This is a genomic window from Sphingomonas sp. Tas61C01, from assembly GCF_052567495.1.
In genome coordinates this window covers 1,401,230-1,417,190 of the sequence record NZ_CP199583.1, presented here as the reverse complement: position 1 = coordinate 1,417,190, position 15,961 = coordinate 1,401,230, and the positions used below count along the sequence as shown (strand labels likewise).

Sequence of the window (15,961 nt, the reverse complement as noted above, 5' to 3'; positions counted from 1 at the left end):
CCGATGACCGATACCAGCAGACGCGACCTGATGAAGGGCGCCGCCGCGACCGGCGCCATCGCGCTCGCCGCCTCCACCCCGTCGCTCGCCCAAGCGCAAGGAACCAAGCCGATGCAGAATCCCGCCGCAAAATTCCCCAAGCCGCCTTTTCCCGAACAGCGCCAGAAATGGCCGGCATTGCAGCGCGAGATGAAGCCGGTGCCCGATTGCGGCGAGGCGAGCTATCGCGGATCGGGCAAGCTGACCGGCCGCAAGGCGCTGGTCACCGGCGGCGATTCGGGAATCGGCCGCGCCGCGGTGATCGCGTTCTCGCGGGAGGGCGCCGACGTGGCGATCAACTATTTCCCGACCGAGGAACCCGACGCGCAGGACGTCGCCAAGCTGCTCCGCGCCGAGGGCCGCAAGGTGGTGCTGATCCCGGGCGACCTGACCGACGAGAAGTTCTGTGTCGATCTGATCGGCAAGGCCAGTCGCGAGCTCGGGGGGCTCGATATCCTTGTCAACAATGCGGCGTACCAGCAGTCGAAGGAGTCGATTGCGGAGATCACGTCCGAGCAGTTCGATCGGACGATGAAGACCAACGTCTACGCGACCTTCTGGCTGTCGAAGACCGCAGCGGCGATGATGCAGCCGGGATCGACGATCATCAACACCGCGTCCGTGAACTCGTTCAACCCCGGCGAGGAATTGCTCGACTATGCCACCACCAAGGGCGCGATCGAGATCTTCACCAAGGGGTTGGCCAAGCAGCTCGCCAAGCGCGGCATCCGCGTCAACGCGGTCGCGCCGGGGCCGGTGTGGACCCCATTGCAGGTCGCGGGCGGGCAATTGCCGGGCAAGATGGGTGAATTCGGAGTCGATACGCCGCTCGGTCGTGCGGGCCAGCCGGCGGAGCTGGCGTCGCTGTACGTGACGCTGGCGGATCCGGGGACGAGCTTCACGACGGGTAGCGTGTTCGGGGCGAACGGGGGGACCGGGTCGGTCTAAGGTCGTTCGTGTGCGCTACCAAGCCGAGCTCGTCATGTGCTTCCGCGAAGGCGGAAGTCCAGTAGCGGGTCCCCGCCTTCGCGGCGACATGAGGGGCGCTGGCGACGCATCTGTCCGTCCGAACAAGCGCTGCGCCCGCTCCTCAAGCCGCCTCCAGTAGCCGCTCCGCCTGCGCGCGCGCTTCGTCGGTCACCGTGGCGCCTGACAGCATCCGCGCGATTTCCTCGCGGCGTTCGGCTTCGTCGAGGCGGCGGACGCCGGTCCGAGTGACGGTGCCGTCGCTGCTCTTCGCAATCAGCAGGTGCTGCGCGCCGCGGGCGGCGACTTGCGGGCTGTGGGTGACGACCAGCAGCTGGGTCTGTTCGGCCAACCGGGCCAGGCGTTCGCCGATCGCGGAAGCCACCGCCCCACCGACGCCGCGGTCGATCTCGTCGAAGATCATCGTCGCCGCGCCGCCCTGCTGCACCAGCGCGACCTTCATCGCGAGGATGAAGCGCGACAGCTCGCCGCCGCTCGCGATCTTCGTGAGCGGGGCGAAGGGCGCGCCGGGGTTGGTCGCGATCTCGAACTCGACGCGGTCCTTGCCCGCCGCCGACCAGCCCTCATCCCCGGCCGCGGCGACGACGGTGCGGAAGCGCGCCGCGTCGAGCTTCAGCGGGGCGAGTTCGGCTGCGACCGCCTCGTCGAGCCGCGCCGCAGCGGCGGTGCGGCGGGCGGTCAGCTGGTCCGTCGCGGCGTCGTAATCGGCGCGGGCGGTGGCGACCGCCTGTTCGAGCAGCGCGATCCCGCCTTCGCCGGCGTCTAGCCGGTGGAGCCGTTCGCGCATCTCGGTGGTAAGCCGGGCGAGGTCGTCGGGCTGGACGCGGTGCTTGCGTGCCATCGCGCGGAGTTCGAACAGCCGTGCCTCGTCGTCCTCCAGCGCGCGGGGATCGAACGCCAGTGCGCCGCGGGCGACGCGCAGCTGTTCCTCCGCCACCGCCCCCTCGATCACGGCGCGATCGACGGCGGCGAGGGCGTCGGCGAGCGCCGGATGATCCTCGGCGATGCGTTCGAGCACCCGTGCCGCCTGGCGCAGGCGGGCGAGGCCGCCGTCGGAGCCTTCCAGGTAATCGTCGATCGCGGCGAGATCGTCGGCGATCTTTTCGGCGCGCTGCATCGATCGGCGCTTGTCGGCGAGCGCTTCCTCCTCGCCCGGTTCGGCGGCGAGCGCGGCCAGTTCGGCGACGGTATGTTCGAGCCATTCGCGATCGCGCGCCGCGGTCTCGATCTCGGCACGGGCGGCGGCAAGCGCGGCGTTGCCGTCGCGCAGTGCCGCCCAGGCACGCGCGGTGTCGCCGGCGTCGACCCGCCCGAACGCATCGAGCAGCGCGCGGTGGCCGCGTGGGTTGAGCATGCCGCGATCGTCGTGCTGGCCGTGGATCTCGACCAGCAGCGGCGCCAGGTCGCGGAGCAGCGCGGCGCCCGCGGGCTGATCATTGACGAAGCCGCGGCTGCCGCCATCGGCCTTCACGATCCGGCGGATCAGCAGCGGTTCGCCGGGTTCGACCTCGACGCCGTTCTCGTCGAGCAGCGCGGCGACCGCGCCGATCGGCGGATCGAAGGTCGCGGTGACCACAGCCTGCGCGGCGCCGTGGCGGACCAGCGCGGTCTCGCCGCGCGCGCCGAGCGCCAGGCCGAGCGCGTCGAGCAGGATCGACTTGCCCGCGCCGGTCTCGCCGGTGAGCACGTCGAGACCGGCGCCGAAATCGAGGTCGAGCGCTTCGATCAGGACGACGTCGCGAATGGCAAGCGCGGTGAGCATCGCGGGGCTATAGCCGCTCCGCCGACCCGGCGGGAGGGGGGAAGGCGGTGATGATTACCGAATGCGTTGCCCCGGATGCGGTCCGTGGTCGCGCGCCGATCAGGTGTTCGGCGTCTCGGTGGTCGGCGTGCCGGTGCCCATCGTCCCGCCGCTGGGGCTGACCGGGGTCGGGTTGCCTGGCGCTTCCGCCTTGGGTGTCGCAACGGCGCCGCTTTCGCCGGGCAGCGTCTTGGGCTGCGCACCAGGGGTGCCGACCGGGATGATCGGCGCGCCGGGCGGGATCGCCGCCATCGCCTGCGCCGGGTGTTCCTGCATCAGCTTGTAGGCGCGATCGTACCAGATGGTGCCGGGATAGTTGCGGCCGAGCACCGCGGCGGTCTTCTGCGCTTCGCCCGGCACGCCGAGCGCAAGATAGGTCTCGGTCAGCCGCATCAGCGCTTCGGGCGCATGGGTCGTGGTCTGGTAATTGTCGATCACCGTGCGGAACCGCATCGTCGCCGCGAGCCACTGCCCGCGGGTTTCGTAATAGCGGCCGATCTCCATCTCCTTGCCGGCGAGATGATCGTTGACGAGATCGACCTTCAGCCGCGCATCGGCGGCGTACCGCGTGTTGGGATAGCGCCGCATCAGTTCGCCCAGCGCATCGAGCGCCTGGCGGGTGATCTTCTGGTCGCGAGTAACGTCCTTGATCTGCTCGTAATAGCTGAGCGCGACGAGATAATAGGCATAGGGCGCGTCGCGGTTGCCGGGATGGACCGTCAGGAAACGCTGCGCGGACTGGATCGACTGGGTGTAATCGCGGCTGAGATAATAGCTGAACGCGCTCATCACCTGTGCGCGGCGGGCCCAGATCGAATAGGGATGCTGGCGCTCGACCTCGTCGAACAGCGCGGCGGCCTCCTTGTAGCGGCCCTGGTCGAGCCGCTTCTTGGCGGCCGAATAGAGCGTGCCGACGTCGCGTGCGACATAGGGCAGGTCGCCCTTGGCACGGCTACCGGCACAGCCGGCGAGGGGGAGCGCGAGCGCGGCGATCATCGCCAGCGCCACGAACTTCGCGGGCTGGACCTTGGACTGGGGGATACGCATCGACCCTGCCCATAGCGCAGGCGCCGGGGGACGAACAATCCCCGTTCGCGTCACGACCGTCGCAGGCATTTGCACTTGCGGGGAGCCGGCGAGTTGCTTCAGGCGTTGCGCTGTTTCTCCCCTGAGATGAAGGTGCCCGATGCCCGCCACGTTGCTCCAGACCCACCGCGTCGAAAAGCCCTGGGGCCGTCACGATCTGTGGCCCGGTTTCGACGATGCGCCCGCTGACGGTGAGCCGATCGGCGAGGTGTGGTTTCAGGAACCCGGTGACAGCACGCCCGAACTGCTGATCAAATATCTGTTCACCGGCCAGAAGCTGTCGGTGCAGGTGCATCCCGACGACGAGCAGGCGCACGCCCGCGGGCTGCCGCGCGGCAAAGACGAATGCTGGACGGTGCTCGCGGCCAAGCCCGATTCGACGATCGCGCTCGGCCCCAAGGCGCCGATCACCCACGACGCCCTGCGCGCGGATGCGAAGGACGGGTCGATCGAGCAGGATCTCGACTGGGTGCCGGTGAAGGCGGGTGACTTCTACTACGCGCCGTCTGGCACGATCCACGCGATCGGCGGCGGACTGACGATCATCGAGGTGCAGCAGAACTCGGAGACCACCTACCGGCTCTACGACTATGGCAGCGACCGCGAGCTGCACCTGAAAGACGGCGTCGACGTCGCCAATTTGGCGCCGTATCGGGCGATCACCTCGCCGGGCGCGGTCGACGCGCATCGCACTATCCTGGTCGAGGGGCCCAAGTTCGTGCTCGAACGCTGGTCCGGCGGCGAACATGCGGTGAGCTTGCCCGACGGTGTGACGGCGTGGTTGGTGCCGATCGCGGGGTCGATCGAAGTCGCGGGGGTGTCCGCCGGCGCCGGCGAATGCGCGACGATGACGGGTCGCGAGGCGGTGACGACCAGTGCGGATGCCGATGTGCTCTGTGCGTATCCGCTGACGAAGCGGATCTGAGAGTCCGAGTCTGGTCGGACGCCAGGCTACGCTAAGCGTCGAGCGGGTAGAGCGCCGCGGCGATGATGCGGCCCTCGCCGCGCAGCACGCCCCAGGCGCGGGCGGCGGCGCGGCTGTCCATCGCCTCTACGCCGACGCCGCGTTCCTCGATCGCGCGGACCAGCGCGACCGGGGGGCGGACCAGCGCCGCGCCGGTGCCGATCAGGATGAATTCGGGCGCCGCGGCGATCAGCGGCTCGAGATCAGCGATCGCCAGCGCGTCGAGCGGGGGCGGGCCCCAGTCGGTCGCCTGCTCGACGGTCATCAGCAGCGCGGTCGCGACGCTATCGTCGCCGAGCCGGTAGCCGCGTCCAACGAAGCCGCGGACGATCGGGCCGCCCGCGGTCGCCTCGCGCTGCATGTGGAGATCAGCGATCCTTCGGCCCCACGCGCTCGGCATTGTCGAGCGTCCCCGGCTTGCGTGCGGTCGGCTCCGCACGCAGACCGAGCGAGATCAGCAGCGACGACGACACGTAGATCGACGAATAGGTCCCGACGACGATGCCGAGGATCATCGCCGCGGTGAACCCGCGCAGCACGTGCCCGCCGAGCAGCAGCATCGCGCCCAGCGCGAGCAGGATCGTCACCGACGTCATCACCGTGCGCGGCAGCGTCTCGTTGACCGACAGGTTGATGATCTCGCGCATGTCCATCTTGCGATACCGGCGCATGTTCTCGCGGATGCGATCGTCGATGACGATCTTGTCGTTGATCGAATAGCCGATGATTGTCAGCACCGCGGCGACGATGTTGAGATCGAATTCGAACTGGAACAGCGCGAAGAAGCCGAGCGTCATCAGCAGATCGTGAACGATCGCGACGATCGTCGACACGCCGAACTGCCATTCGAAGCGGAAGATCGCGAACAGGCCGATGCCGAGCACCGCGAGCACCACCGCTAGGATACCGCGCTGGATCAGCTCCCCGGACACCTTGCCCGAGACGGTCGAATAGCGCGAGAAGGTGGCGCCGGGGAATGCCTGGCCGATCGCGAGTTCGACCTTCTTGACCACTGCGTTGGTGGCGCCTTCGTCGGCGCTGTTCTGCACCGGCAGGCGGATCGCGATGATCTTCGGGTCACCATATTGCTGCAGTGCCGCCTGGCCGACGCCCAGCCGGTCGACGACGGTGCGGACCTGGTCGAGATCGGGGGCGGTCGCGAACTTCTCCTCGATCATCAGCCCGCCGGCGAAATCGACGCCGTAGTTGAGGCCGCGCATGCCGACGAGCGCGACGCATGCGATGCTGAGCGCCAGCGTCAACCCGAACGCCCAGCCGCGCAGCCGGACGAAATCGATGTTGGTGTTGTCGGGGACGAGTTTCAGGAGGCGCATGACAGGCCCTTCGTTGCGGCATCACTCATCGTCATGCCGGACTTGTTCCGGCATCCACCGTGCCGCACCGGCGCGGACGATTGAACGTGCGGCACCGTGGACCCCGGAACAAGTCCGGGGTGACGGCGGGGGTGGGGTGCGACGAGCGACATCAGATGTTGATCGTCTTCGGCTTGTTGCGGCGGATCCACAGCGCGACGAGCATCCGGGTGAAGGTCACGGCGGTGAACACCGAGGTGGCGATGCCGATCAGCAGGACGACCGCAAAGCCCTTCACCGGGCCGGAGCCGAGGAAGAACATGATGATCCCGGAGATCGCGTGGGTCATGTTCGCCTCGAAAATCGTCCGTGACGCTTCCTTGTAGCCGAGCTCGACGGACTGGACGATGCTCCGACCCCGGCGGCGTTCCTCGCGGATGCGTTCGTTGATCAGCACGTTGGCGTCGACCGCGGTCCCGATCGTCAGCACGAAGCCGGCGATGCCGGGCAGCGTCAGCGTGCCCTTCAGCAACGCCAGAACGCCGAGGATGACGAACACATTGATGACGACGGCGAGGTTCGCATAGAGCCCGAACCGCCCATAGGTTACGAACATGAACGCGACGACCAGCGCGACCGCGACCGCGGAGGCGAGGATGCCGGCGCGGATCGAATCCTGGCCGAGTTCGGCGCGGACGGTCGATTCCTCGATGATCTTCAGATTGACCGGCAGCTTGCCCGATCGCAGCGCGATCGCGAGCTGGTTGGCGGTATCGACGGTGTAGCTGCCGCTGATCGACGCGCGACCGCCGAGAATCGGTTCGTTGATGTTCGCGACCGAGATCACCTTGTTGTCGAGGATGATCGCGAACGGCTTGTTGACGTTCTCCTGGGTCACCCGGGCGAAACGCTTGCCGCCTTCGCTGTTGAAGGTGATCGAGATGTTCGGCGCGTTGGTCTGCTGATCGAAGGTTTGCCGCGCGTCCACCAGCTGGTCGCCCGAAATGATGGTCGCGCGCTTCAACGCGGTGAACGGCACGCCGGTCCGGCTGGTGGGATCCGGCAGGACCTGGCTGCCGATCGGGGCGATGCCCTTCAGCAGATCGGCGGGATTCGCGGTCTCGTCGACCAGCTTGAATTCGAGCTTCGCGGTCTTGCCGAGCAGTTCCTTCAGCGCCTGCGGGTTCTGCAGGCCCGGAACCTGGACGACGATGCGGTTATCGCCCTGGCGGATGATCGTCGGTTCGCGGGTGCCGAGTTCGTCGATGCGGCGGCGCACGACTTCGGTGGCGTCGTTCATCGCGGTGGCGATCGCCTCGCGCAGACCGGCTTCGGTCGGCCGCAGCACGAACCGGCTGGTGTCGACGACGTTGATGTCCCATTCGCGCTGCCCGCTCATGCCGGCGCCACCGCCGGTGATCGACAGCAGGCGTTCGCGGGCCGCATCCACCTGGCTCGGATCACGCAGCAGGAACGACAACTGGCCGTTACGGGTCGAGATGTCGCCGATGGCGATCCGCGGATTGCCACGACGCATCTCGGTTGCGACCTGTTCGCGCATCGTGTCGATCCGGGTGTTGGCGAGATCCTGGGTATCCGCCTCGAGCAGCAAATAGCTGCCGCCCGCGAGATCGAGCCCGAGGTTGATCCGCGGGTGCACCGGCCAGGTGGCGGTGACGCGTTCGGGCAGGAAGCTCGGGATCGCCAGCGCGCAAAGCACTGCCAGGAAGGCGAAGATCGACCAGACCTTCCACCGGGGAAAATCGAGCATCAGTCGTTCGCCGGCTTCGAATTGGGGCTGGTCACCTCGGACAGCGTGGATTTCACCGCACGGACCCGGACGTTGGGCGCGATCTCGACCTCGACGAAGCGTTCCTCGACCTTGGTGACCTTACCGAGCAACCCGCCGGCGGTGATCACGCTGTCGTTCTTCTTCACCGCCTCGACCGACTGCTGCAGCTTCTTCATGCGCTGCTGCTGGGGGCGGATCATCAGGAAATAGAAGACGATGAAGATGAGGAACAACGGCGCGAGGCCGACGAACGAGGCGAGTCCGCCCGACTGGGCTGCGCCGCCTGCGACCTGAGCGTAAGCTGGAGTGATGATCATCGGTTCCGTGCATGGCTGATCGGCAGGGGCGAAGGCCCCCGCGTGAAGCGCCGCGAGCTAGCATCGGCGCGCCGCTCGCGCAACCGACGCCGCGTGCTACACGCCGCCGTGCTCTAACAAGGGCAGCGCTTGAACAAGGAGAGCATGCATGATTCTCGTAATGGGCCACATCAAGGTCGCCGCGGGGCAGGGCGCCGCGCTGAAGGACATTCTGGTCGCGCACATGGCGCGAGTGCAGCAGGAGGATGGCTGCGAGGACTATAGCTTCGCCTACGACGTCGCGGACCCAGACACGATCCGCATCGCAGAGCGCTGGGCCGGACCCGAAGCGCTCGCCGCACACGGCCAGGCCGATCACCAGAAGGCGTTCGGCCGCTCGCTTCGCGACTTCACCGTCGAATCGATCAGCGTGAAGGCCTGGGAAGGCGAGTTCTGGCGGACGCTGATCGGCGACTGATCGGCTGGCGTCGATCGGTGCAGGCCGGGGACGGGACGCTTGCATCGCCGTCTCCGCCCGCCTAAAGCCCCGCGCCTCGGGTCCGGTTCGACATCGTCGTCGCGGGCCCTCGGTCGGGGCGTAGCGCAGCCTGGTAGCGCATCACACTGGGGGTGTGGGGGTCGCAGGTTCGAATCCTGTCGCCCCGACCAAATTCTTCTATGATATCGGCCAACCCGGCGGGACGAGAGCTGCGTCAGCCGCTCTGGCGCAATCGGGAAATTGGTTCTACAACTCGCCCCGATTGGTAGCATCTACCGCGGGAGCAGGGCTTTGGACGCACAGGCGAAGCGGGATCGGTTGCTGTCGCTCGACGTGCTGCGCGGCGTCGCGGTGATGGGGATGATCCTCGTCAATTCCGCTGCGGGGATGTTCTACGATGTCCGGGCGACGGTGTATTCGCCGTTGCTGCATGCGCATTGGAACGGGCTGATGCTCGCGGACCTGGTATTTCCGGCGTTCCTGATGATGATGGGCGTGTCGATCCCGATGGCACTGGCGAGGGCCAAGGCGGATCCGGCGCCACGACCGGGGGTGGAGCGCCGTATCCTGATGCGGGCGGCACGGTTGGTGCTGATCGGGTTCCTGCTCTCCAACATCTATTGGTTCGCGCATTTCAGCTCGGGGCATTGGCGGCTGTGGGGCGTGCTCCAGCGGATCGGGCTGGTCTACGGCGCCTGTGCGCTGCTGTACCTGCATTGCGGGCCGAGGCTGCGGATCTGGATCATCGTCGCCGTGCTGGTGCTGTATTGGCCGCTGGTGCTGGCGCCGTCGCTCGACGGCTTGCCTACCGACATCATGGCGCGCGGGCACAATTTCGTCGCGTCCGTCGATCGCGTCCTGCTCGGTACAGGCGGTCATAATTATGTGCAGGGCGACGCGGGCTATGATCCCGAGGGGCTGCTCGGCACGCTGCCCGCGATCGCGCACGGGCTGATCGGCGTCTGGGCGGGCGAGCTGCTGACGCGGCAGCCGGCGGGACGGGGCTTCAGGACTCTCGGCATCGCCGGCGTCGCGATGCTCGCCGTCGGGCTGGCGTGGAGCCTGGCGTTCCCGATCATCAAGGACATCTGGTCGAGCAGCTTCGTGCTGGTGACCTGCGGCATCACCCTGATCGCGCTCGCGATGCTGCACCTCCTCATCGACGGCAAGCCGCCCGGCCGGACGCGGTGGCTGGTGAACGTGCCGCTCGCCTTCGGCATCAACGCAATCGCGGCCTATTGCCTGCACATGGTGACTGGGAGCGTGCTCGGCTGGGACCTGTTGCAGGCGCCCTATCGACTGGCCTTGCCGGTGCTGCCGATGCCCGCGGCGTCGCTGATCCCGATCTTCCTCTACATGGCGCTGATCTGGGTTGCGATGGCTTGGCTCCGCGCGCAGAACTGGATCATCAAAGTCTGACGGGACTGCCGATCACGGCCGGGCGCATAGAACCAATTAGCTACCGCCGTAGCGCCTTGTCATGTCCGGCGGAGGCCTATGCGCTGCGGGCGGTTATGATCGCGATTGCTCCGGTCGGTGCGCGCGGCTAAGGATCGGGTGGGTTCAGCAGCAACGACGGGTGAGGATTGCTATGGACGCGCTGCTGGACTCGATCGGATCGCTGGCGGACGACGCGCCGGGGCCGATCTATCGCAAGCTTCAGGAGCGTCTCCGCCTAGCCATCGCGTCCGACGTGCTGCAGCCGCGCCAGGGGCTTCCGCCCGAACGCGATTTCGCGGTCGCGCTGGGGGTGTCGCGGATCACGGTGCGCAAGGCGCTGGACGGGCTCGTCGAGGACGGGCTGCTCACGCGCCGCCAGGGCGCGGGCACCTTCGTCGCCAAGCAGCACGACAAGAATTTCAGCCAGCTGACCTCGTTCACCGAGGAGATGGCCGCGCGGGGCCTCACGCCCGGCGCCCGCTGGACGGCGCGGACGCTGAGCGCGGTTACGCCGGCCGAGATCATGACCTACGGCCTCAGCCCCGGGAGCCAGGTCTATCGGCTCGATCGCGTGCGACTTGCGGACGACGTGCCGATGTCGATCGAGCGCGCGATCATTCCGGCATTCTGCCTGCCGTCGCTGGAAGCAGTGAAGACATCGCTCTACGCCGCACTGGCCGAGAGCGGGTGCCGGCCGGTGCGGGCGCTGCAACGCCTGCAGGCGATACGGCTGGAGGCGGCCGATGCCCAGATCCTGGGGGCCGCGCCGGGCGATCCCGGCATTGCGGTGGAGCGCCGCGGCTTCCTCGCGGACGGGCGGCTCGCCGAGATCTCGCATTCGCTGTACCGCGGCGACACCTATCATTTCGTCGCCGAACTGCGCAGCTGATCCCGGCGTCAGTCAGCTGCTCCGCGGGTCGGGTCGATCCTCACCAAGCGACTGGCGCGCTTGCCGTCGGCGGATCGGCTGCGGAGATCGACCGCGCCGCTGACCGCGACCGGTTGCGCATAGCGGGTCCACGGCTCCGCCCCGACCCGATATTCGATCGTCGTGCCCGGTAGCTCTGCGTTCGCCTCCAGCTTGCCGTCGGCGATGCGGCCGCCCGGCGGCGCGACGCGGTAGGCGATACCGGCGCGATCGAGGCGCGAAAGTTGCGCCGATAGCCGCCCGGCGAAGTCGCGCCACGCCGATGCGAGCGCCGCCCGATCGACGCGCTTGTCCTGCCAATCGTAGCGCGCGCCGGGCTGATAGGGCGGGCTCCACGGCGCCGGGCTCCACGCGCGTTCCGCCAGCGCGAGCAGGCGCGGGAAGAGCATGTAGTCGACCTGCGTGTCGGTCCTGATCGTCTCGCTCCACAGCTGGCCCTGCAGCCCGGCGATGCGATGGCCGGTCCCGAGCACCGGCTCGTCGTCGACGGCGGCGCCCTCGGCATAGACATTGGCGATCAGTGCGGTGTTGGCGGGAAGGTTGTCGGGCATCACCCCGAAGATCCGGTAGGTGTCCGCCTCGCGCGTGCCCCAATCATAGCCGAACTCGTCGGGGTGCGGCGCGTACGGCATGTCGAGATAGGCGAAGGTCGGCAGCGACAGGACGACGTCCCACCCCCGGTTCATCTGGTCGTGCGCCTCGCGGACGCCGCCGGTGTGGAGCAATCCCCAGATGTTCGACTGGGTCGCCTTGGGCATTGCGGCGGGATCGGTATGCCCCATGCCGTCGCTCCAGCCTGCGGTCCTGATCCCCTTGGCGGCGAGCCCGGCGGCGACCCGCTCGATGAAGCGGGGCGTCAGCTTGCGGGCATCGCCGCCGTTCGCCGCGATCATCGCGGCGCAGGCGGGGGAGCCGACCCAGGCGCCAGCGGTCTCGTCCGCACCCAGGTGGAAGGTCCGCAGTGGCGCGCCCGCCGCCCGATGCATCGCGGCGAGCGCATCGACCACCGTCTCGACGAAGCGGTAGGTCGCGGGGATGCACACGTTGAGCGTGTTGTCGTCGTAGTTCTGGATGCTGCGATAGGCGGTGGTGTCGGCGGGATCGATCAGCCGATAGCGCTGCGCCGCGGCGGGGTTGCCCGCCGCGGTAAGCCGGCGGAAGCGGTTCTCCATCGCGACGATCGCGGCGCGCGAATGCCCCGGCGTATCGATCGACGGGATGACCTCTATCTGCCGCGCCGCCGCGGCGCGAACGATGGCGATATAGTCCAGGCGCGAGAGGTAGCCGTTGACCCCGGACGTGCCGTCGGGTCCGGCGCCAAGCTGGGGCAGCAGGCACGTCCGCTCCGCCGGATCGTGGCAGCGTTTCGATCCGATCCTCGCCAGTTCGGGCAGCGCCGGGATCTCGATCCGCCAGCCCTCGTCGTCGGCGAGATGCAGGTGCAGCTTGTTGAGCTTGTAGGCCGCCATCGCTTCGACGAGCTTCATCAGTTCGGCGCGGCTGTGGAAGTTGCGCGCGATGTCGATATGGAGCCCGCGGAAGCCGTATTGCGGCGAATCCTCGACGTGCAGGGGGCGGATACGGAAGGCGTCGAACGAGGCTTGCTGGGCGAGCGAGCGCAGCGCGTGGTTCGCCCCCGCTGCGTCGGCGGCGCGGATCCTGATACCCGATGCCGCCACGTCGAGCGTGTAGCCCTCCGGCAGGAGGCCGGCGGCACGGCCTACGTTGATCAAGAGTGGCAGGCTGCCCTTCTCGCCGACGCCGAGCCCCGCCAGCGCCGGCGCGACCGCCGCCCGCGTGATCCCGGCCAGCCGAAGGGAAACGCCCGCGGCGAGGTTGGCGCGGGCCCCGGCCGCCTGCACGGCGCGCCGCACCTTCGGTACGATCACGACGCCGTTTGCTGCCGGCGCCTGCCGATCCGCTTGCAGCGCGAAGGCGCGTTCCCCGGTCAGCCACCGTGTCTTGTCCGCCTTGTTCTGCGTCGCGAGCGCGGCTTCGTCGGTCATCGGCGCGACGAAGGGCAGCGTTTCCAGCAGGGTGTCCCGATCGATCACCGGGCGCGTGGACGCGATCGTCCGCGCCTGCACCGCGGCGGCGGCCAGATAGGCGTTCGGCATCGGGTGCGACTTGGAGAAGTGGGTGCCCAGCCCCCAGAGCTTGACCACATAGACATGGTTCGGCTTCAGCGCCTTGCCCGGCTTCAGAGTCAGGCGCTGCAGATCGCCGTTGATCAGCTGGTGATCGAACAAGTCGCTTTCGACCAGCGGCAGCCTGCTGACGAAGCTGAAATAGATTCCGAAGTCCTTGGTCGGGAACGGTTGCGCGATCGCCGCCGGGGTCGTGATGGTGATCGTGGCCAGGAAGCAGTTTAGGATCGTGGCGGGACATTCCGGCTTGTTCGAAACGACGGTGAAGCGGTAGCCAAGCGTCTCCGCGAGCTGGTCCAGCGCTGCTTGCGCGGGCTCGGCGGCGCCGGAGGGCGCGGCCAAAAGCAACATGGCCAGCCCGGCCGTGATCGATTTCCGCATCTGCACCTCACAAGACCAATCTATACCAACTTGTCCGCATCCTGCCGATCGGTCAACCGTTGTTAGAATGCCGATAGAAGCATGGAAGAAATAAGTACCAATCCTCGGATATGGTACTATGATCCTAGCAAAGGGGTGGTGCGATGGCTTCAGAGGTGGTTCCGGCACAGGCGCGCAGGACGGCGATCGCGATCGTCGGTGTGATGTTCTTCGTGTTCGGGTTCGTCACGTGGCTCAACGGGCCATTGATCGCCTTCGTGAAGCTGGCGTTCACGCTGAACGACGTCGAGGCGTTCCTGGTGCCATCGGTCTTCTACATGTCCTATTTCGTCCTCGCGCTGCCGGCGGCGGCGATTTTGCGGCGGATCGGGATGAAGCGCGGCATGGTGTTCGGCCTGCTGACGGTCGCGGTCGGCGCGGTGCTGTTCGGGCAGTTCGTCGCGATGCGGATGTTCGGCGGGGCGCTGGCGGGGTTGTTCGTGATCGGCGCGGGCCTCGCCCTCCAGCAGACCGCGGTAAACCCGTACATCTCGATCCTCGGCCCGATCGAAACCGCAGCGCAGCGCATCGCGATCATGGGCATCTGCAACAAGGTGGCCGGGATCATCGCGCCGATCGTGTTCGGCCTGCTGGTGATGTCGGGCATCGGCGATCTCGGCGGGCAGGTCGCGGCCGCGCCGAGCCACGAGGCGCGGGAGGCGCTGCTCGCGGGCTTCGCGCAGAAGGTTTACTGGCCGTATCTTGGCATGGCGGCGCTGCTGGCATTGCTCGCGTTCGGCGTCGGCAAGTCGCCGCTGCCCGATCTGCGCGGGTCGGCGAACGAGGAGGCGACGCGCGACGTCCGCGGGCTGTCGCGCTTCCCGCATCTCTGGCTCGGCGTGGTCTGCCTGTTCCTCTACGTCGGGGTCGAGGTGATGGCGGGCGATGCGATCGGCACCTATGGCCGCGGCTTCGGGCTGCCCGTCACGGAGACCGCCTATTTCACGTCGCTGACGCTCACCGGGATGCTGGTCGGTTATGTCGTCGGGCTGATCGTTGTGCCGCGGTTCGCGTCGCAGGAGCGTTATCTCGCCTTCTCCGCGATCCTCGGCATCATGCTCGCGTTCGGCGCCTTCTCGACCACAGGTTACGTATCGGTCGCATTCGTCGCCGCGCTCGGTTTCGCCAATTCGATGATGTGGCCGGCGATCTTCCCGCTCGCGATCCGCGGCCTCGGCCGGCATACCGAGACCGGGTCGGCGCTGCTGATCATGGCGATTTCCGGCGGGGCGGTGGTGCCCCAGCTGTTCGTCGCGCTGAAGGCGCATTACGACTTCCAGTCGGTATTCCTGGCATTGATGGCGCCCGCCTATCTCTACATCTTCTTCTTCGCGGTACGGGGATCGAAGGTGAAGCCGGACGCATGAACGGAATTCGTTTCCTGATCGGAATCGATGGCGGCGGCACCGGCTGTCGGGTGCGCGTGCGCGATTTGGGAGGATCGCTCCTCGGCGAAGGCGCGGGCGGACCGGGCAACATCAGGCTCGGGCTCGACGTGGCGTGGAGCAACATCTTCGCCGCGCTGGACCTCGCGCTGGCGGAGGCGGGGCTCGACAGAACCGTTCTGGCGCAGGCGTCGATCGGGCTAGGGCTCGCGGGAATCGTCGACCTGGACACGGCGGAGGCGGCGATCGCGGCCGGGCCAGCGTGCGGGGCGGTGCGCGCGGTGTCGGATGCGCACATCGCGTGCCTGGGCGCGTTCGGCGGTGGCGACGGCGCGATCCTGATCAGCGGCACCGGCAGCGCCGGCCATGCGGTGATCGACGGCGTCGGCGTGCCGATGTTCGGCTGGGGGTTCGAGGTCGACGACAAGGGCTCCGCGGCCTCGCTCGGGCGCAGCGCGATCACGGCGGCGCTCGACGGGCGTGATGGGCTGGCGCGCGAGACCGGGTTCACCAGGGATGTGCTCGATGTCCTCGGCACCACTACACCGGCGATCGTGCGCTGGGTGTCCAGCGCGCGGCCCCGCCAATTCGGCGAGATCGCGCCGCTGGCGTTCGCTCACGCGCATCGGGGCGATCCCGTCGCGCTGTCGCTCGTGCGGCGTTCGGCGGGGGACGTGGAGGCGATGATCGCGCGGTTGATCGAGATCGGTGCCGACCGGGTCTGCCTGGTCGGCGGGATGGCCGAGCATATCGCGCCCTGGCTCACCCCATGGGCGCGCGGCTTGCTGGCGGTGCGGCAGGAGGATGCGACCGAGGGGGCGATCCTGCTCGCGCAGCAGGCGGTGACCGAACGGACAGGATGAC

The 15,961-nt window shown here is 67.9% G+C and carries 14 protein-coding genes and 1 tRNA gene; 8 read left to right on the top strand and 7 right to left on the bottom strand.

Features of this window, described 5'->3' with window-relative positions:
• The first annotated feature begins 3 nt into the window (after positions 1-3).
• The gene (locus ACT009_RS06700) at positions 4-987 is read left to right on the top strand and encodes an SDR family oxidoreductase (protein ID WP_445193560.1); all 984 of its coding nucleotides are present in this window, start codon (positions 4-6) and stop codon (positions 985-987) included.
• A 142-nt stretch (positions 988-1,129) separates the two neighbouring features.
• On the opposite strand, the gene recN is transcribed toward ACT009_RS06700, so the two are convergent.
• Together recN and ACT009_RS06690 are read right to left on the bottom strand one after the other, a co-directional pair.
• Complete coding sequence (gene recN / locus ACT009_RS06695; RefSeq protein WP_445193559.1) at positions 1,130-2,788, bottom strand: DNA repair protein RecN; 1,659 nt, start codon at positions 2,786-2,788, stop codon at positions 1,130-1,132.
• Positions 2,789-2,887: 99 nt separating this feature from the next.
• Positions 2,888-3,874 (bottom strand): outer membrane protein assembly factor BamD, encoded by a 987-nt coding sequence (locus ACT009_RS06690; RefSeq protein WP_445193558.1) that lies wholly within the window; start codon positions 3,872-3,874, stop codon positions 2,888-2,890.
• A 139-nt stretch (positions 3,875-4,013) separates the two neighbouring features.
• Between ACT009_RS06690 and ACT009_RS06685 the strand changes: the two genes are divergently transcribed.
• The gene (locus tag ACT009_RS06685) at positions 4,014-4,838 is read left to right on the top strand and encodes a class I mannose-6-phosphate isomerase (protein ID WP_445193557.1); all 825 of its coding nucleotides are present in this window, start codon (positions 4,014-4,016) and stop codon (positions 4,836-4,838) included.
• A gap of 31 nt (positions 4,839-4,869) precedes the next feature.
• Here ACT009_RS06685 and ACT009_RS06680 read toward each other — a convergent pair whose 3' ends face one another.
• The 4 genes from ACT009_RS06680 to yajC all read right to left on the bottom strand — a co-directional run bounded on the left by ACT009_RS06680 (position 4,870) and on the right by yajC (position 8,299).
• Positions 4,870-5,238, bottom strand: coding sequence for an Mth938-like domain-containing protein (locus ACT009_RS06680; protein ID WP_445193556.1), 369 nt, complete (start codon positions 5,236-5,238; stop codon positions 4,870-4,872).
• Positions 5,239-5,245: 7 nt separating this feature from the next.
• Positions 5,246-6,211: a protein translocase subunit SecF gene (gene secF, locus ACT009_RS06675; protein ID WP_445193555.1), complete on the bottom strand. Its 966-nt coding sequence runs from the start codon at positions 6,209-6,211 to the stop codon at positions 5,246-5,248.
• A gap of 151 nt (positions 6,212-6,362) precedes the next feature.
• The gene (gene secD, locus ACT009_RS06670; protein ID WP_445193554.1) at positions 6,363-7,961 is read right to left on the bottom strand and encodes a protein translocase subunit SecD; all 1,599 of its coding nucleotides are present in this window, start codon (positions 7,959-7,961) and stop codon (positions 6,363-6,365) included.
• Complete coding sequence (yajC, locus tag ACT009_RS06665) at positions 7,961-8,299, bottom strand: preprotein translocase subunit YajC (protein WP_375421911.1); 339 nt, start codon at positions 8,297-8,299, stop codon at positions 7,961-7,963. The genes secD and yajC overlap by 1 nt, the downstream gene beginning before the upstream one ends.
• A 148-nt stretch (positions 8,300-8,447) precedes the next feature.
• Between yajC and ACT009_RS06660 the strand changes: the two genes are divergently transcribed.
• The 4 genes from ACT009_RS06660 (at position 8,448) to ACT009_RS06645 (ending at position 11,106) form a co-directional block, all read left to right on the top strand.
• Positions 8,448-8,756 carry a putative quinol monooxygenase gene (locus tag ACT009_RS06660; RefSeq protein ID WP_445193553.1) on the top strand — a complete coding sequence of 103 codons (309 nt, stop codon included), beginning with the start codon at positions 8,448-8,450 and terminating at the stop codon, positions 8,754-8,756.
• Positions 8,757-8,870: 114 nt separating this feature from the next.
• A tRNA-Pro gene (locus tag ACT009_RS06655) sits at positions 8,871-8,947 on the top strand.
• A 121-nt stretch (positions 8,948-9,068) separates the two neighbouring features.
• Positions 9,069-10,196, top strand: coding sequence for an acyltransferase family protein (locus tag ACT009_RS06650; RefSeq protein ID WP_445193552.1), 1,128 nt, complete (start codon positions 9,069-9,071; stop codon positions 10,194-10,196).
• 172 nt (positions 10,197-10,368) lie between these two features.
• The gene (locus ACT009_RS06645; protein WP_445193551.1) at positions 10,369-11,106 is read left to right on the top strand and encodes a GntR family transcriptional regulator; all 738 of its coding nucleotides are present in this window, start codon (positions 10,369-10,371) and stop codon (positions 11,104-11,106) included.
• 8 nt (positions 11,107-11,114) lie between these two features.
• Here ACT009_RS06645 and ACT009_RS06640 read toward each other — a convergent pair whose 3' ends face one another.
• Positions 11,115-13,643, bottom strand: coding sequence for a family 20 glycosylhydrolase (locus tag ACT009_RS06640; protein ID WP_445193550.1), 2,529 nt, complete (start codon positions 13,641-13,643; stop codon positions 11,115-11,117).
• 173 nt (positions 13,644-13,816) lie between these two features.
• Between ACT009_RS06640 and ACT009_RS06635 the strand changes: the two genes are divergently transcribed.
• Positions 13,817-15,079 carry a sugar MFS transporter gene (locus tag ACT009_RS06635; protein WP_445193549.1) on the top strand — a complete coding sequence of 421 codons (1,263 nt, stop codon included), beginning with the start codon at positions 13,817-13,819 and terminating at the stop codon, positions 15,077-15,079.
• Positions 15,076-15,960 carry a BadF/BadG/BcrA/BcrD ATPase family protein gene (locus ACT009_RS06630; RefSeq protein WP_445193548.1) on the top strand — a complete coding sequence of 295 codons (885 nt, stop codon included), beginning with the start codon at positions 15,076-15,078 and terminating at the stop codon, positions 15,958-15,960. Before ACT009_RS06635 ends, ACT009_RS06630 begins: the two co-directional genes overlap by 4 nt.
• Position 15,961 lies beyond the last annotated feature (1 nt).

What these genes read in the sequence shown, in the direction of transcription:
- ACT009_RS06700 (WP_445193560.1), top strand. Translation starts at nt 4, where the DNA reads ATGACCGATACCAGCAGACGCGACCTGATGAAGGGCGCCGCCGCGACC.
- recN (WP_445193559.1), bottom strand. Translation starts at nt 2,788, where the DNA reads ATGCTCACCGCGCTTGCCATTCGCGACGTCGTCCTGATCGAAGCGCTC.
- ACT009_RS06690 (WP_445193558.1), bottom strand. Translation starts at nt 3,874, where the DNA reads ATGCGTATCCCCCAGTCCAAGGTCCAGCCCGCGAAGTTCGTGGCGCTG.
- ACT009_RS06685 (WP_445193557.1), top strand. Translation starts at nt 4,014, where the DNA reads ATGCCCGCCACGTTGCTCCAGACCCACCGCGTCGAAAAGCCCTGGGGC.
- ACT009_RS06680 (WP_445193556.1), bottom strand. Translation starts at nt 5,238, where the DNA reads ATGCAGCGCGAGGCGACCGCGGGCGGCCCGATCGTCCGCGGCTTCGTT.
- secF (WP_445193555.1), bottom strand. Translation starts at nt 6,211, where the DNA reads ATGCGCCTCCTGAAACTCGTCCCCGACAACACCAACATCGATTTCGTC.
- secD (WP_445193554.1), bottom strand. Translation starts at nt 7,961, where the DNA reads ATGCTCGATTTTCCCCGGTGGAAGGTCTGGTCGATCTTCGCCTTCCTG.
- yajC (WP_375421911.1), bottom strand. Translation starts at nt 8,299, where the DNA reads ATGATCATCACTCCAGCTTACGCTCAGGTCGCAGGCGGCGCAGCCCAG.
- ACT009_RS06660 (WP_445193553.1), top strand. Translation starts at nt 8,448, where the DNA reads ATGATTCTCGTAATGGGCCACATCAAGGTCGCCGCGGGGCAGGGCGCC.
- ACT009_RS06645 (WP_445193551.1), top strand. Translation starts at nt 10,369, where the DNA reads ATGGACGCGCTGCTGGACTCGATCGGATCGCTGGCGGACGACGCGCCG.
- ACT009_RS06640 (WP_445193550.1), bottom strand. Translation starts at nt 13,643, where the DNA reads ATGTTGCTTTTGGCCGCGCCCTCCGGCGCCGCCGAGCCCGCGCAAGCA.
- ACT009_RS06635 (WP_445193549.1), top strand. Translation starts at nt 13,817, where the DNA reads ATGGCTTCAGAGGTGGTTCCGGCACAGGCGCGCAGGACGGCGATCGCG.
- ACT009_RS06630 (WP_445193548.1), top strand. Translation starts at nt 15,076, where the DNA reads ATGAACGGAATTCGTTTCCTGATCGGAATCGATGGCGGCGGCACCGGC.